17 protein-coding genes are annotated in these 17286 nt (G+C 37.7%); 16 read left to right on the top strand and 1 reads right to left on the bottom strand.

The window, feature by feature from the left end; translation table 11 throughout:
- From recF to rpsR, 6 genes are all read left to right on the top strand, one after another.
- Positions 1–1149: a DNA replication/repair protein RecF gene (recF, locus tag QM017_RS00085; protein WP_282708407.1), complete on the top strand. Its 1149-nt coding sequence runs from the start codon at positions 1–3 to the stop codon at positions 1147–1149.
- 10 nt (positions 1150–1159) lie between these two features.
- Positions 1160–3115 carry a DNA topoisomerase (ATP-hydrolyzing) subunit B gene (gene gyrB / locus QM017_RS00080; protein WP_178196818.1) on the top strand — a complete coding sequence of 652 codons (1956 nt, stop codon included), beginning with the start codon at positions 1160–1162 and terminating at the stop codon, positions 3113–3115.
- A 57-nt stretch (positions 3116–3172) separates the two neighbouring features.
- Positions 3173–5614, top strand: a complete 2442-nt coding sequence (gyrA, locus tag QM017_RS00075) for a DNA gyrase subunit A (protein WP_178196778.1) — start codon at positions 3173–3175, stop codon at positions 5612–5614.
- A gap of 196 nt (positions 5615–5810) precedes the next feature.
- Complete coding sequence (gene rpsF, locus QM017_RS00070; RefSeq protein ID WP_178196780.1) at positions 5811–6101, top strand: 30S ribosomal protein S6; 291 nt, start codon at positions 5811–5813, stop codon at positions 6099–6101.
- A 29-nt stretch (positions 6102–6130) separates the two neighbouring features.
- Positions 6131–6667, top strand: coding sequence for a single-stranded DNA-binding protein (gene ssb / locus QM017_RS00065; RefSeq protein ID WP_178196782.1), 537 nt, complete (start codon positions 6131–6133; stop codon positions 6665–6667).
- Positions 6668–6685: 18 nt separating this feature from the next.
- A complete protein-coding gene (gene rpsR / locus QM017_RS00060; protein ID WP_178196784.1) occupies positions 6686–6922 on the top strand; it encodes a 30S ribosomal protein S18 in 237 nt (78 codons plus the stop codon).
- A 162-nt stretch (positions 6923–7084) separates the two neighbouring features.
- Here rpsR and QM017_RS00055 read toward each other — a convergent pair whose 3' ends face one another.
- A complete protein-coding gene (locus QM017_RS00055) occupies positions 7085–7783 on the bottom strand; it encodes a GntR family transcriptional regulator (protein WP_178196786.1) in 699 nt (232 codons plus the stop codon).
- A 236-nt stretch (positions 7784–8019) separates the two neighbouring features.
- Here QM017_RS00055 and QM017_RS00050 point away from each other — a divergent pair, with 236 nt between their 5' ends.
- From QM017_RS00050 to QM017_RS00005, 10 genes are all read left to right on the top strand, one after another.
- Positions 8020–9786: a beta-galactosidase family protein gene (locus QM017_RS00050; protein WP_282708406.1), complete on the top strand. Its 1767-nt coding sequence runs from the start codon at positions 8020–8022 to the stop codon at positions 9784–9786.
- Positions 9787–9803: 17 nt separating this feature from the next.
- Entirely contained in the window at positions 9804–10280 is a 477-nt protein-coding gene (locus tag QM017_RS00045; RefSeq protein ID WP_178196790.1) for a PTS sugar transporter subunit IIB, read from the top strand.
- 19 nt (positions 10281–10299) lie between these two features.
- Positions 10300–11190 carry a PTS sugar transporter subunit IIC gene (locus tag QM017_RS00040; protein ID WP_282708404.1) on the top strand — a complete coding sequence of 297 codons (891 nt, stop codon included), beginning with the start codon at positions 10300–10302 and terminating at the stop codon, positions 11188–11190.
- Positions 11177–11989, top strand: a complete 813-nt coding sequence (locus tag QM017_RS00035; RefSeq protein ID WP_282708403.1) for a PTS system mannose/fructose/sorbose family transporter subunit IID — start codon at positions 11177–11179, stop codon at positions 11987–11989. Before QM017_RS00040 ends, QM017_RS00035 begins: the two co-directional genes overlap by 14 nt.
- A 34-nt stretch (positions 11990–12023) precedes the next feature.
- Positions 12024–12428 (top strand): PTS sugar transporter subunit IIA, encoded by a 405-nt coding sequence (locus QM017_RS00030; RefSeq protein ID WP_282708402.1) that lies wholly within the window; start codon positions 12024–12026, stop codon positions 12426–12428.
- A gap of 32 nt (positions 12429–12460) precedes the next feature.
- Positions 12461–13633 (top strand): SIS domain-containing protein, encoded by a 1173-nt coding sequence (locus tag QM017_RS00025; protein ID WP_282708401.1) that lies wholly within the window; start codon positions 12461–12463, stop codon positions 13631–13633.
- A 180-nt stretch (positions 13634–13813) separates the two neighbouring features.
- A complete protein-coding gene (nagA, locus tag QM017_RS00020; RefSeq protein WP_178196800.1) occupies positions 13814–14965 on the top strand; it encodes an N-acetylglucosamine-6-phosphate deacetylase in 1152 nt (383 codons plus the stop codon).
- A gap of 42 nt (positions 14966–15007) precedes the next feature.
- Positions 15008–15166, top strand: coding sequence for a hypothetical protein (locus QM017_RS00015; protein ID WP_282708399.1), 159 nt, complete (start codon positions 15008–15010; stop codon positions 15164–15166).
- A gap of 104 nt (positions 15167–15270) precedes the next feature.
- Positions 15271–15873, top strand: coding sequence for a discoidin domain-containing protein (locus QM017_RS00010; protein WP_282708397.1), 603 nt, complete (start codon positions 15271–15273; stop codon positions 15871–15873).
- A 9-nt stretch (positions 15874–15882) separates the two neighbouring features.
- Positions 15883–17259 (top strand): hypothetical protein, encoded by a 1377-nt coding sequence (locus QM017_RS00005; RefSeq protein ID WP_282708396.1) that lies wholly within the window; start codon positions 15883–15885, stop codon positions 17257–17259.
- Positions 17260–17286: the final 27 nt, after the last annotated feature.

Raw genomic sequence — 17286 nt, 5'->3', positions numbered from 1 at the left:
ATGTATCTTGAAAAATTAGAACTGCATAATTTTCGTAATTATGAAAATGCGTTGCTGGATTTTTCTGCCAAAATTAACGTTTTACTCGGACAAAATGCTCAAGGAAAAACAAATCTGTTAGAAGCGATTTATGTTTTGGCATTGACTAGGAGTCACCGTACAAGCAATGATAAAGAATTATTACGTTTTGGAAGCGATCATGCGCAACTTAAAGGGATCTTGCAAAAAAAGACGGGGAATTTACCGTTAGAATTAAGTATCACAAAGAATGGCAAAAAAGGACGCGTGAATCATTTAGATTCAAGTCGCTTATCAAATTATGTCGGAAAGTGTAACGTGATTTTATTTGCGCCCGAAGATTTAGCCTTGGTTAAAGGGTCACCGGCAGTTAGACGTCGCTTTATTGACATGGAGTTCGGTCAAATTGCACCGAGTTACTTATACGAATTGAGTCAATATCGTACTGTTTTAAAACAGCGTAATTTATATTTAAAACAGCTTCAAACCAAACAAGCTAATGACAAATTATATTTGCAAATTTTGTCTGAACAACTAGCACAACATGGCGGAAAGATTATCGCAAAACGTATGGCGTTTTTAGCCCAGTTAGAAAAGTATGCAACAGATTTACATGCACAAATCACGCAAGGTAAAGAGAAATTAACGTTGCATTATCAAACAACGCTTAAAGACATAGGACAACTGGATGCTAGTCAAATCAGTCAACAATTGCAAGAAAAATATGCGCAAATAGAAGCTAAAGAAATTTTTCAAGGAACAACATTGGTGGGACCTCATCGTGACGATGTCAGTTTTTTTATCAATCAAAAAGACGTGCAAGTCTATGGTTCACAAGGTCAACAACGCACGGTTGCTTTATCTGTCAAATTAGCTGAAATCGAGGTTATGCATGAAAAAACCGGTGAATATCCAATTTTATTGTTAGATGATGTTTTATCGGAATTAGATGGAAATCGCCAAACGCATCTGTTAAAGGCAATTCAAGATAAGGTCCAGACTTTTTTGACAACACCAGCATTAAATGATGTTGCCAAGCAACTGATTAACGAACCCAAGATTTTTAAGATAAACAACGGTCAAATCACACCTAAAACGACCGCGCAACAAGAGATTAAGGAGGAAATATAGCGTGACTGAGATGCAAGAGCAAACACAAGCAAAATCAAAGGCACAACAAGCCAAAGAATATAATGCTAGCCAAATTCAGGTGCTTGAAGGCTTAGAAGCCGTTAGAAAGCGTCCTGGGATGTATATTGGTTCAACAAGTTCACAAGGTTTACACCATTTGGTATGGGAAATCATCGATAATGGGATTGACGAAGCCTTAGCCGGTTTTGCTAACGAGATAAATGTAACTGTCCAAGCAGATAATAGTATTACGGTTAAAGATAATGGTCGAGGAATTCCTGTTGATATTCAAGAAAAAACAGGACGTCCTGCATTAGAAACGGTCTTTACTGTTTTACACGCCGGTGGGAAATTTGGCGGTGGCGGTTACAAAGTTTCTGGTGGACTTCATGGTGTGGGTGCTTCGGTTGTTAATGCTTTATCAACGAGCTTAGATGTTGAGGTTACTCGTGATGGTGATCCTAACATTTATGGCATGGACTTTGTCTTAGGTAAGGTCAAAACGCCAATGCATGTTGTAGGTCAAGCTGCTGAAAATGCTCATGGAACAACAGTACATTTTACTCCTGATCCAGATATCTTTACGGAAACTACAGTCTTTGATATCGGTGTTTTAACTACTCGAATTCGTGAATTAGCTTTCTTAAACAAAGGATTAAAAATTACGATTACCGATAAGCGCAAAGCAGAACCAACCTATGAAGAATTCCATTATGCAGGTGGGATTAAGCATTATGTTGAATATTTGAACAGCGGTAAAGAAGTTATTTTCGATGAACCGATTTATGTTGAAGGTGAACAAAAAGGAATCGCAGTAGAAGTGGCATTACAATATACTAATGATTTCCATTCAAATTTATTAACTTTTACTAACAATATTCACACTTATGAAGGTGGGACCCATGAATCAGGTTTTAAGACAGCCTTAACCCGGGTTATAAATGATTATGCACGTAAAAATGGGATGCTTAAGGAAAATGAAGCTAACTTATCGGGAGAAGATGTTCGCGAAGGCTTGACAGCGGTCGTATCTATTAAACATCCAAATCCGCAATTTGAAGGGCAAACTAAGACTAAATTAGGAAATTCTGATGCTAGAGCGGTAACCGATAAGATGTTTAGTGAAACGTTCACTAAATTCATGTTGGAAAATCCAACGGTTGCAAGAAAAATCGTTGAAAAAGGTTTGATTGCAGCTAAGGCACGTATTGCTGCTAAACGTGCACGTGAAGTAACACGTAAGAAAAATGGTTTAGAAATCTCCAATTTACCAGGAAAATTAGCGGATAATACGAGCAAAGATCCAGCAATTTCAGAATTGTTCATCGTCGAAGGGGATTCTGCGGGTGGTTCTGCTAAACAAGGGCGTTCTCGTTTAACCCAAGCGATTTTACCAATTCGCGGTAAAATCTTAAACGTAGAAAAGGCTAGCCTTGACCGTATCTTGGCCAACGAAGAAATTCGTTCATTGTTTACTGCATTAGGTACAGGCTTTGGTAAAGAATTTGATGTTACAAAAGCTAATTATCATAAATTAATCATCATGACCGATGCCGATGTCGATGGCGCGCATATTCGTACCTTATTGTTGACGCTTTTCTATCGTTTCATGCGACCAATGATTGATGCAGGATATGTTTATATTGCCCAACCGCCTTTATATCAAGTGCGTCAAGGTAAGATGATTCGTTATATCGATTCAGATGAAGAACTTAATGAATTTTTAGGTCAATTGGCGCCGACACCTAAACCAGCTATTCAACGCTATAAAGGTTTAGGGGAAATGGATGCTGAACAACTTTGGGAAACCACGATGGATCCTGAAAGAAGACGTTTGTTGCGGGTTGAATTACGTGATGCACAAGAAGCTAACGAAATCTTTGAAATGTTGATGGGTGACCAGGTTGGACCACGACGTCAATTTATCGAAGACAACGCGACATTTGTTGATAATTTAGATGTTTGATAGTATTTCCCGGGAAATAACCGGTATGAGTAAAAATAGATAGGGGAGGCAAAGATTTTGGTAGAGTTACCTAATCGAATTAAAGACGTTGACTTGTCCAAAGTCATGCAGACATCATTTTTGGACTACGCGATGAGTGTCATCGTTGCGCGGGCCTTACCTGATGTGCGTGACGGATTAAAGCCGGTTCATCGCCGTATTTTATATGGAATGAATGAATTAGGCGTGACACCGGACAAACCATATAAAAAATCAGCTCGTATTGTCGGAGAAGTCATGGGTAAGTTCCATCCACACGGGGACTTAGCCATCTATGAATCGATGGTCCGTATGGCACAAGATTTTAGTTATCGTTACATGTTAGTTGATGGCCATGGTAACTTTGGCTCGGTCGATGGTGACGGTGCTGCTGCGATGCGTTATACCGAGGCTAGGATGTCTAAGATTGCAACTGAAATGTTGCGTGACATCAACAAAGATACGATTGATTTTCAAGATAACTATGATGGTACTGAACGCGAACCAAAGATTTTACCGGCACGTTTCCCAAATCTTTTGGTAAACGGAGCAACCGGTATTGCGGTTGGGATGACAACTAATATTCCGCCACATAATTTGGCAGAAGTTATTTCTGCATTGCATATTTTGATGAATAATCCAGATGCTACGACCGCAGATTTGATGGAAGCAATCCCTGGCCCTGATTTTCCAACTGGTGGAATCGTGATGGGAAAATCAGGAATTAGACGCGCTTATGAAACTGGACGTGGTACAGTGACGCTACGTGCTAAGGTTGAAATTGAAGAATCTAAGGGCGGACGTGAACAAATTGTAATTCATGAATTGCCATACATGGTTAATAAAGCACGCTTGATTGAACGAATTGCTGAATTAGCACGTGAAAAGAAGATTGAAGGTATCACTGATATTAAAGATGAATCAGACCGTGAAGGAATGCGCGTTACAATCGATATTAGACGTGATATCAGCGCTTCAGTTGTTTTGAATAATTTATATAAATTAACATTAATGCAAAGTTCGTTTGGATTTAATATGTTGGCAATTGTCGATGGTACGCCAAAAGTATTGAGCTTAAAACAAATTTTGCAATATTATTTGAGTCACCAAGAAACGGTGATCAGACGCCGTACCGAATTTGAATTGCGTAAAGCTAAGGCACGTGCACATATTTTAGAAGGTTTACGGATTGCTTTAGATCATATTGAAGCGATTATCGAAATCATTCGTAAATCTCCAAGTGGTGATGTGGCTAAAGATCGTTTGATGAGTGAATATCACTTAAGCGATAAGCAAGCACAAGCTATTTTAGATATGCGTTTGGTACGTTTGACAGGATTGGAACGCGAAAAAGTCGAAAGTGAATATCAAAAGACAATTGAAGCGATTGCCGATTATGAAGATATTTTGGCTAAACCACAACGTGTGCATGAAATTATTTACCAAGAGCTCTTGGAAATTCAAGAAAAATATGGTGATGAGCGCCGCACAGAGTTAATGGTTGGAGAAGTAACTAATATTGAAGACGAAGATTTGATTGAAGAAGAATCTGTAGTAGTTGCTTTAACACATAATGGCTACATTAAGCGATTACCAACTAGTGATTTTAAAGCTCAAAAACGTGGTGGTCGCGGAGTACAAGGTATGGGTGTTCATGATGATGACTTTATCGAACATCTTTTATCTACTTCAACACACGATGAATTAATGTTCTTTACTACAACTGGTAAGGTCTTTAGTATGAAAGGCTATGAAATTCCTGAATATGGGCGCACAGCTAAAGGAATTCCTGTGATTAATTTATTGAACCTTGAACAAGGTGAAAAGATTGCAACGGTCTTAAATACCAATAATGCCAAGGATAAAGAACAATATCTCTTCTTTACAACACGTAACGGGGTAGTAAAACGGACTGCGGTAGCGGAATTTGCCAATATTCGCAAAAACGGCTTGAAAGCTTTGACCTTACGTGAAGGTGATGAATTGATTAAGGTTTCTATCACCGATGGAAATAAAAATATCATTATCGGTACACACGGTGGCTATGCGGTATCATTTGCCGAAACAACGGTTAGAACGATGGGACGTGCTGCCTCTGGTGTTCGAGGCATTACCTTACGGACTGATGATTATGTAGTTGGTGCCGATGTTTTAGAACCCGATAGTAAAGTCTTGGTAATTTCTGAAAAAGGTTATGGCAAGCAAACTTTAGCTAGTGAATATCCGATTAAAGGTCGTGGTGGAAAAGGGGTTAAAACTTCTAATATTACTGCGAAAAATGGTGCATTAGCTGGTTTAACAACGGTTAATGGCGATGAAGACATTATGGTTATTACCAACAAGGGTGTCTTGATTCGTTTCAATGTTGCTGGTGTTTCGCAAACGGGTCGAGCAACACTAGGTGTTCATTTGATTAATCTTGAAGAAGATGCATTTGTTTCAACGATGGCTAAGGTTGATCCTGAAGAAGAAAATGAATAAAATTATAAAATAAAAAAATAATCCCGCTACATTACGTATTTAATAACGTAACGTAATGCGGGATTTCTTATTGCAATCTACCAAATGAAGTGATATAATTTTAATCTGTGGGTATCCAGCTGTGGGTACTTACGTAATCCTTGTTCCCCATCGATGGGGGTGGGGAACCAATAGTCCATAAGGAGGTGCAAACAGCATGACAAACTACGAAATTACTTATATTATCAGCCCAGCTCTTGACGAAGCTGCTAAAAACGAATTAGTAGAACGTTTCGACAACATTTTGAAAAATGATGGTGCTGAAGTTGTAGATTCTAAGGATTGGTCCAAGCGTCGTTTTGCTTACGAAATCGGTGGTTTCACAGAAGGTGTATACCATATCGTAAACGTTAAGGCTACAAACGCGGATGCAATCAACGAATTTGATCGTCTTGCAAAGATCAATGACGGCATTTTGCGTCACATGATCGTAAAACGTGAAGCTTAATTTTTAGAAAAAACAAAGGAGGAGCGGAAATGATTAATAAAGCTATCTTGATCGGTAGATTAACAAGAGATCCCGAATTACGTTACACCTCATCAGGTTCAGCAGTGGCTAGTTTTACACTAGCTGTAAACCGTCAGTTTACGAATCAACAAGGTGAACGTGAGGCTGATTTCATTAATTGTGTGATTTGGCGTAAGCCGGCAGAAAATTTCGCTAATTTTACCCATAAAGGTTCATTAGTCGGAATCGAAGGTCGTATTCAAACACGCTCATATGATAATCAACAAGGACAACGTGTATATGTTACCGAGATTGTAGTTGATAATTTCTCATTGCTTGAATCACGTTCACAATCAGAACAATATCGGCAACAACATCCTTCCGCTCCAAGCGCAGGCTTTAATGCAAATCCAATGCCTGACGCACAGATGCAAAATCCATACGGTGCAGGATCAGTGGACACACCAAACTTTGGTACAGAAAGTCCAGCTATGGGCAATACGCCAGATCCATTTACCGATAATGGGCAAAAAATCGACATCTCAGATGACGATTTACCATTCTAATTCGAGGAGGGAATTTACATGGCTCAACAACGTAGAGGTAGCCGTCGTCGTCGTAAAGTTGACTTTATCGCGGCTAACCATATCGAATACATCGATTACAAAGACACAGATTTATTGAAACGTTTTATCTCCGAACGTGGTAAGATTTTACCTCGTCGTGTAACTGGTACAAGTGCTAAGAACCAACGTAAGATTACTGTTGCAATCAAGCGTGCACGTATCATGGGCTTGTTACCATTCGTTGCTGAAGATTAAAATGTATATAAACGCGCCTAACTTGTTAGGGGCGTTTATTTTTTTGAAAAGGCAGTTGTCTTGCTCGTCCATAATTTGCTAAAAGCGTGGAATGATCAAGATTGCTGGCTTTTTTTAATTAAAAAACCTCACTTTATTCGTTGAAATAAAGTGAGGTCAAGATTAATCTGTGGTAATTTCAATTTCGAAAAATTCCCAACGCTTATAAGTAATAATATATTCAGCAACACTATTATCATTGGCTAACCAAGTTGTTTTTTCTTGGAAGACAGCAGGTTGTCCTTGTTCTAATTGTAAAGCCGAAACGACATCCTTTGGTGGCATGACAATCCGATTTATTTCATGCGAAGGTTCGTCGTTTAAATTGATATTAAAATCACTACGGAAGCGATGATAGATTGAATTGTAGTAGTCTAGTTTTTGTGGATACTTGATAAAGCGTTCTGGAATATAGGAATGATGATAAATATAAGGAACGTCTTTAGCAGTTCGTAACCGCACAATTACATAATAAAAATCAGCTTCTGTGAGATGCATTTTTTTAAGAATCTGCGGATCATTTTCACGAGTAATAGAAAGAACTTTAACAAAATCCTCACTAGTAGAAAAAATTTCCTTATCGGTAAATTTAACTTGACGTTGGACGCGTTTACGCGAAACAAACGTCCCTTTACCTTGATAACGGACTAAATATCCTTCTTTAACTAAGTCTTTCACCGCCCGAATGACAGTAATAGAACTAACATTGTACATTTTAACGAGTTCGGCTTCACTGTAAAATTTGTCACCGCTTGAAAATTGTCCCGAAGTAATGCGACTTTTCAAATCATTTTTGACAATTTGATGTTTAGGTAGGTTCATTTTTTTCCTCCTTTCTACATATAGGTCTAGTAAAAAAATATTATAAGTAAAAAGACGTACAAAGTAAAAGATAGCGATTTTCTTTAATAAAGTCAACCAAAAAAGCAAAACAGAGTATATTGGTATAGACAATGAGTGTAATAAAATCAAAAAAGTGTATTGTAAACGTTGACATCTAACAGTTATTATATTAACATAATAAGTGTAAAAAGCAAAAAAGAAAGGAGCAAAAAATTATGCACACTTTTGCAGTCAAAGAAAAGGATTTTTATTTGGATGAAAAGCCATTTAAAATCTTATCTGGAGCGGTTCATTATTTCAGAATCCATCCAGCCGATTGGCGGCATTCACTGCATAATCTTAAGGCTTTAGGATTCAATACTGTTGAAACTTATATTCCCTGGAATATGCACGAGAAAATTGAAAACGATTTTAATTTTAGAGAAGGGTTGGATGTAGTCAAGTTCATCCAGACAGCTCAAGAAGAAGGATTATTTGTGATTGTTAGACCTTCCCCTTATATTTGTGCGGAATGGGAATTAGGTGGACTTCCAGCTTGGCTTTTACAAAAAGATTGTCGGGTTCGTTCAAGTGATCCTAGGTATCTAGAATATGTCAGTCGTTATTATCAGCATTTATTTAAACTATTATGTCCACTACAAATTACTAACGGCGGACCGATTTTAATGATGCAAGTCGAAAATGAATATGGATCATATGGTGAAGATAAAGATTATCTAAAAGCATTAGCTAAGATGATGAAAGACAACGGTGTCGATGTTGCGCTTTTTACATCCGATGGTGCATGGCATGCAACTTTGGAAGCGGGTAGTTTAGTTGAAGAAGGCATTCTTGAAACCGGAAATTTTGGTTCCAAAGCTACTGAAAATTTTGAAAACATCTTAGCATTCCAAAAAGAAAAGGGTGTTAGTCAACCTTTAATGTGTATGGAATTTTGGGATGGATGGTTTAACCGCTGGGGTGAGCCGATAGTGACACGGGACCAAGATGAGATGGTAGAAGCACTAGAAGAAGTTGTTAAACAAGCTAGTGTTAACTTATACATGTTTCATGGCGGTACCAATTTTGGTTTTATGAATGGTTGTTCTGCACGAGGAACGCATGATTTACATCAGATTACTTCATATGATTATGGAGCACCACTAGATGAGCAAGGAAATCCGACTGAAGGCTACTACAAAATCCAAGCAATGATTCATCGTTTATTCCCAGAAATCAAACAAGAACAACCGTGGATTAAAGAAAGCATGCAAGTGAGTGATATCGAGTTAGTCGATAAAGTTAGTTTATTTGAGGTGATTGATCAAATCGCCGATAAGCAAACTTTCAAATATCCTGTTTCGATGGATAAAGCGGGACAATCTTATGGTTATATGCTTTATCAAACGACAACTAAACGCGATATCGTCGAAGAAAAATATCGGATTATTGACGGTCGCGACCGAGCACAATTCTTCTTGAATCAAGAATTACAAGCAACGCAGTATCAAGAAGAAATTGGTGAGGAAATCTTGGTTAAACAACCGTTTGAAACAAATGAAGTTTCCATCTTAATGGAAAACATGGGTCGTGTAAACTATGGGGCTAAACTTTTAGCTGATACACAAGAAAAAGGGATTAGAACCGGTGTGATGAGCGATATTCATTTTGTTTTAAATTGGAGTCAATATGCTCTTGATTTTGAACGAATCGGAGCCATTGAATTTAATCACGCATGGAAGGAGGGTGTACCTGGTTTTTACAAATATAAATTCGAGTTGAATGAAACTTTAGATTCAAACTTAGATTTAAGTGGCTTTGGCAAAGGACTTGTATTTGTAAACGGGTTTAATATTGGACGTTTTTGGAACAAAGGGCCGATCAAGTCTTTATATATTCCGCATGGATTATTTAATTTAGGTGAAAATGAAATTATTATTTTTGAAACAGAAGGAATTTATCAAGACAAGATCAATTTAGTTAGACACAAGGTTATTGAGTAATTATAGGAGGCACGAAGATGATTATTGGTGTAAGAATTGATGGCCGTTTAATCCACGGTCAAGTTGCAAACTTATGGACAACCAAGTTGCAAATTTCACGTATTATGGTTGTTGATGATGAAGTTTCCAAAAATGATATCGAAAAAAGTGGTTTGAAACTTGCTACACCAGCAGGCGTTAAATTAAGTGTATTACCTTATGAAAAAGCGGCTGCTAATATTTTGGCTGGTAAATATGACAGTCAACGACTTTTAATTGTAGCTAAGACACCACATTATCTTTTGAAATTAGTTGAAGCTGGTGTTCCAATTAAAGAAATTAATGTTGGAAACATGTCACAAACAGATCAAACGCGTTCAATCACACGCTCAATTAATGTGGTTGACCAAGATGTTGAAGAATTCAATGCTTTGAATGCTAAAGGTGTACATTTAATCGCACAAATGACACCAAGTGACACAGCAGATGACTTTATGAGTCTTTTGAATAAATAAACCAAAGGGGGTTTTTTCCATGGATATCGCATGGTGGCAAATTTTACTACTAACATTGTATTCAGGTTATCAAATTTTAGATGAATTGCAAATCAACTCTAGTGCAGGTTCCGCTGTTTTCGCTGGTTTTATCTCTGGTTTAATCATGGGAGATTTGAAAGCTGGTTTGATTATCGGTGGTAGTATGCAGTTAACTATCTTAGGTGTTGGTACTTTCGGGGGAGCTTCTCGTATCGATGCTAACTCCGGGACAATCTTAGCAACTGCCTTTTCTGTTGCTATTGGTATGGATCCAGAACAAGCTATCGCAGCCATCGCTGTTCCTGTAGCTGCTTTGATGATTTATACAGATATTTTAGGTCGTTTTGCAAACACTTACTTTGCGCATCGTATCGATGCTGATATTGAAAAATTCAACTACAAAGCAATTGAAAGACATTTCTTATTAGGTTCCGTTTCTTGGGCATTATCCCGTATGCTTCCAGTGTTCTTAGCACTTGCATTTGGTAGCGGTGTCGTAACAACGGTTGTTGATTGGTTGAATGGTCCGCTCAAATGGTTGGGCGATGGCTTAACAGTTGCTGGTGCAGTTTTACCTGCTGTTGGTTTTGCTATCTTACTTCGTTACTTACCAGTCAAGAAACATTTCCCATACTTGATTTTAGGTTTTGTGATTACAGCTTTGATGACAACTGTCTTCACAAATATCCAAACATTAGGTGCAGGTGTTGCAGGTGTGGCTAAAGACTTTGCAGGTACATTTAACTCATTACCAATGCTTGCAATCGCTTTAATCGGTTTAGGCTTTGCAGTTATTAGCTACAAGCGCACAATCGAAGCACCACGTGGTCCAGTAAATAACCAAACACAATCCAATGATGAGGGGGAAGTTGACGATGACGAACTCTAATTATAAATTAACCAAAGAAGATTTTAGACAAATTAACCGTAGAAGTTTATTTGGTTTCCAATTAGGTTGGAACTATGAAAGAATGCAAGCTTCAGGTTATTTATACACAATCTTGCCACAATTACGCAAGATTTATGGCGATGATACACCAGAATTAAAAGAAATGATGAAGGTTCATACACAATTTTTCAATACTTCTAACTTCTTTAATACCATCGTTACTGGGATTGATTTGGCCTTAGAAGAAGAACAAGGTGTTGATTCCAAAGATACTGTTTCTGGTTTGAAGACAGGTTTAATGGGACCTTTCGCTGCAATCGGGGACTCAATCTTTGGTTCTTTAGTACCAACAATCTTTGGGGCTTTGGCAGCAAACATGGCTTCAAATGGTAACCCAGCCGGCGTATTTATCTGGGTTGTAGCTAATATCTTTGTTATGTACTTCCGTTGGAGTCAATTGGAATTGGCTTACAAAGAAGGGGTTAGCTTGGTAACAACCATGCAACACCGCTTATCTGCTTTGACAGATGCTGCTACCTTATTGGGTACATTCATGGTTGGGGCTTTAGTAGCAACCATGGTTAGTGTTCATATCGCATTTGTACCTAAGTTAGGTGAAGTTACTTTAAGTATCCAAAACAGTTTAGACATGATCTTACCAAAACTAGTTCCAGCAGCAATCGTTGGTGCAATTTACTGGATGTTAGGTAAGAAGAACATGACATCTACAAAGGCAATCTTCATCGTATTAATTGTTTCTGTAGTATTATCTGCATTAGGCGTTATCGCTAAAGGCTAATAATTTATCGAGTGAGTCGAGAGGAGTCGTTTAAATGAAACCGTTGATTTTAGTGAGTCATGGTAACTTATGTGTAGAACTAAAGAAAAGTGTCGAAATGATCATGGGACCACAAGATGACATCTATGCTGTACCTTTGTTACCAAATGAAGGACCAGAAGAATATTTAGCGAAGGTCAAAGAAACCGTAGCAGATTTAGCTGACTATACGGTCTTGGCAGATTTGTATGGTGGAACACCTTGCAATGTGATGTTTAAGCAACTTGTGGCAGGTAAAGCAAATTTTGAACTTTATGCTGGAATGAATATGGCAATGGTCATCGAATATCTTAATTCAGGTTTATTAGGCACAACACCAAACCTAATTGACGGTGGACGTAAAGGAATCCAATGTGTAAATGACATGTTGAATCAAGACGATGACGATGATGATGAATAGTCAAACGAAGCGTTAAGTTGGAGGATGAGAAGATGTTTAGTTTAACAAAAGAAGAATTGACACAAATGGGTGCTGAGATTACAACGCGTGAAATCAAGCAACAACCTGAATTGTGGCATGAAACCTTGGAAATTTGGCAACAACATCAAACAAAGATTGCTGAATTTTTGGCAAAAATTGAATTGGATGGACATGAAAAATTACGTGTAGTCTTTACTGGAGCAGGGACCTCACAATATGTAGGAGATACGATTTTACCTTATTTGCGAGCTCATGGTGACTCTAAGCGCTATAAATTTGAAAGTCTCGGAACAACCGACATTGTTTCACGGCCATTAGAATTTTTACAACCAGATGAACCAACGTTACTTGTTTCATTTGCGCGTAGTGGTAACAGTCCTGAAAGTGTGGCGGCAATTGCGATTGCCAACAAGGCGGTTAAAAACATCTACCACTTGGTGATTACCTGTGCACCAGAAGGAAAATTAGCACAAAACGAAAAGGATAAGGCAAACAGTTATGTATTGTTGATGCCTGCACGTTCTAATGATGCTGGTTTTGCGATGACTGGTAGTTTCTCATGCATGACTTTAGCAGCTTTATTAATTTTTGATAGTACAGATGCTAAACAAAAAGCAAGTTATGTTGCTACAGCAGCCAAGTTAGGTCAACAAGTGATTGAACGAGAAACAGAAATTCAAACGCTTGTAGCCGATGATTTCGAACGCATTATTTATCTAGGATCAGGCAGTTTAGGTGGCTTGACACGTGAAGCACAACTTAAAGTTTTAGAGTTAACTGCCGGTAAAGTTGCGACGGTCTTTGATTCATCAATGGGCTTTAGACATGGTCCAAAATCTTTTGTCAATGAAAAGGCATTAGTTTTTGATTTTGTTAACAACGATGAATATACCCGCCAATACGATATTGATGTTTTAGAAGAAATTAAGGGTGACCAAATAGCTAAACATGTTGTAGCAATCGGTCAACCAGGTACGCCTGATTTTAGTGGTGAAAAATTCTTCTTTAGTGAAGATGCCTCTAAGTTACCTGATGGCTATCTAGCTTTAGCAGACGTAATGTTTGCCCAAACAATCGCATTACTAGCGGCGGTTAAAATTGGCAACACACCGGATACACCATCTCCAACAGGAACGGTTAACCGTGTTGTTAAAGGGGTTATCATTCACGATTTTAGCTGCTAAAATTGAGATTTTCTCAAAAACGACAAAGTGACGGTCAAAAAAGTTAACAAGTTTAGCGGCTATAATTCAACAGTTAGTGCTGATTTATAGCCGCTTTTTATTATTTTTGATGATTAAGCAAAAATTGCGACAAAATGAGTTGAAATTTTGCCGGCATAAAGCAGAAAGAAGGAACAAACAATGCATTATTATGTTCATGCCGATAAATTTTTATTACGGTCTGGTGTCGAATATGGCGGTTATTTAGAAGTTTGCGATGGTAAATTTGGACGTTATACCAAGACTAAACCAGATGATGTTGAAATCTTAGATTACAGCGGTAAAGTGATTGCTCCTGGTTTGGTTGATACACATATTCATGGTTTTAAAAATCATGATGTGATGGACTGTGATTTGGAAGGCTTAAAAGTTATTTCGCAAGGATTGTTAAGTTGTGGTGTTACTTCATTTTTACCAACAACATTAACATCAAGTACTGAATCTTTAAACAATGTGGCTAAATTGATTGGGGATCATTATCAAGAAGTTAAAGGCGCTAAGATTCAAGGGATTTTCTTTGAAGGTCCATTCTTTACAGAAGAACATAAAGGCGCACAAAACCCAATTTATATGGGCGATCCTAACTATGATACTTTTGAAAATTGGCAAAAATTAGCCGGTGGCTTGATTAAGAAAATTGCGATTGCTCCAGAAAGAAATGGTGCAGTTGAATTTACACAAAAAGTTACACAAGAAGGAGTTCATGTCGCTTTAGGACATAGCTCTGCAACTTATGATCAAGCACGTGAGGTAGTCTTTGCCGGAGCAGACATCTTTGTGCATACCTATAACGGAATGAGTGGTTTGAATCATCGTGAACCAGGTATGGTTGGAGCTGCGATGGATACACCAGAAACTTTTGGTGAGTTAATTTGTGATGGACATCATGTTGCACCAGCAGCGGCAAATGCGTTGATTAGAGCTAAATCATCGGAAAAAATCGTCATGATTACCGATTGTATGCGGGCTGGTGGAATGCCAGAAGGTGATAATTACTTCTTAGGTGAGTTCCCAGTAGTTGTTAAAGATGGTGCAGCTCGCTTGAAAGATTCAGGTAGTTTAGCCGGCAGTATTTTGGAATTAATTGATGGGGTTAAAAATATTATTAAATGGGGTAAAGCTAGCCTTTATGATGCATTTAAGATGGCTAGTTATGTTCCAGCTGTCAGTGTAGGTATTGACGATCGCTGTGGTGGAATCATTGCAGGACATGCAGCTGATTTCTTGGTTGTCGATGATGAAGTTAACTTATATGAAACTTACTTGGATGGTAAGAGTGTTTATCAAAAATAAGAGAGTATTGTAGAAAATAAATGTAGATTGAGAGAAAATTTGATGGAGTTTAAGAAGTTTTTTACGGCTATGTTTATTTTGTTCGCTATCCTAGCTACGGCTTCTGTGATAGGTAGACCAACTCAAGTTCAAGCAAAAGCCAAAGCAACTAAAGAGACAACTAAATATGAATTATATCCAATTCACAAGCGACAACAGTAACGCTAAATAAATTTAGTGCAACTTATGAAAAGATTACCAGTCCGGATTTAGTAGATTCAGATATCGCAATTAATCCAAGTTATGCTAGTGGTGACATGCGTAACATGAATAATGCTGGTGCTGCCTTTGATGGTGATTTGACTACAACGGCAAGTATCAATGGATATCCAACCAAGGGAAGTTGTATCTTATTTGATTTAGGGCAAACAAGAACTATCAATAAGTTAAGATATTACATCAATGAAACCAATCAAAATTACATTCGTGATGCGGTCTTTGAAGTAGCAGATAGTCCAGATGCCAAAACATGGACACCAATCTTAACAATTGGTAATGGTCAAGATAAGAATACTTGGGATGATTCAACTGCTAAAGAATATGGTGAGTTGACACATGATGAAAAGAATCCGGGCAATATGTACAAAGAAGGTAGTGTTACAACGCCTGCTAAAGGTCGTTATTTACGGGTTCGCTTCACCGCTAGTTGCAACTTTAGATTTGTAACCTTTGGTGAAATTCAAATCAATGGTGGTGAATACGTATCTACAGAAAGTCACCAAGATATTCAAAGTAAAGATATTGAAGAACCAAGCAAGATTCCATTAAACATGATTGATGGTGATTATACGACATCGTATAAATCTTCTGCAACTAACAGTAACTTTGTATATACACTGTCTAAACCAACAGGAGTAAGAAGCTTATGAATTGTACAGATGGGACAAATCAGCAACGCCCAAGTGAGTGCGGTTGTTTATACAAAAGCTAAGAGCCAAGATACTAAAGAAATTGACTTAGGAACGCTTAATCAAACGATCACGGAATTTGTTTTACCTGAAGACTATACGTTAAAACAAGTTAAAGTTTCATGGAAAGACACGATTCCAGAAATCTTAGAAATAAGCACTGGCAAAGATTATCAAAAACCAGATAATCAAAAATTAAGCGCTTATGTAGCTCAAGTAAGCACAACGGATACGAGCTCATGGACCAAAGATTCACAAAGTACATTTAACGCAGCGTTAAGTGTGGCTAAACAAGTAGTTGCTAATGAGTATGCTTCACAAGCAACCATCGATTTAGCATATGATTCTTTAAAAAATGCAGTCGACCAACATATTGAAAAATATAGTGGAAAAGAGATTGCAGAGTTGTTAGCTAATAAGATTGATAATTCTAAGGGATATTATACCGCAGCTTCTTATCAAGATTATTTAGATGCTTATGATGATTTAAACAATGCATATCAAGATAAAGATAACTTGGATGCCACACAAACTCAAACATTGATTAGCGCTTTGACTACAGCTAAGACAAACTTGAAGTATTCAAGTCTATTAAAAGAAGATGCACAACTCTTGTTAGATGTTCAAGCAGATTTGCAAATCAACAAGGATAACTATACGCAAGCTTCTTACCAAGCATATCAAAATGCCTTAGCAGCATTACAAAAAGCCATTACGGCTCAAGATATGCAACCACAAGGCTACGATCAATTAATTAGTGCATTACAAACTAGTTATAACGGTTTGGTTGATATTAGTGTCTTACAACATGCAATTGCGCAATTTGGTAAATATGATGCTAACTTGTATACGCCACAATCTTATCAAGCATATCAAGCAGCAATTGCTAAGGCTAAAGAATTATTGCTAAATGGTTCTGCACAAGATATTAAGCAACAATTAGCATTAATCCAAGATGCAATCGCAAAATTAGTGAAAAAAGCAGCGCAAGACAATTCCAACCAAGCAATTGATAATAAACAACCTGCAAAAGGAACAGACAACAAGACAAATACACAAGCAACAAATAATGTTTATCAAGTTGTCGCAACAAAGCCGCTGCAAGCAGCTAGTAAACAAGCAACTGCATCAGCAACACAAAATAAAGAAGATGTTTCGCAAGAAGAACAACCTTCTGAAGATACAAAAGAAGCTAAAAGCAACCACAAGACTAAAAAAGCAAAGGTAACTGCAAAAGCAACCACAACTAAAAAAGAAAATAACAGTAGTTGGGCAGTACCAACAGGTGTAACACTTGCAGTAATTGTCGTTATCGGTGGGAGCATTTGGTATTTTAAGAAAAAATAATTTCAAGTGAAAAGGATGGAGAATGAT

It is taken from the genome of Ligilactobacillus sp. Marseille-Q7487, assembly GCF_949152225.1.
GTDB lineage: Bacteria > Bacillota > Bacilli > Lactobacillales > Lactobacillaceae > Ligilactobacillus.
The sequence above is the reverse complement of the archived record's forward strand: the minus strand, read 5'-3'. Positions and strand labels throughout refer to the sequence as shown.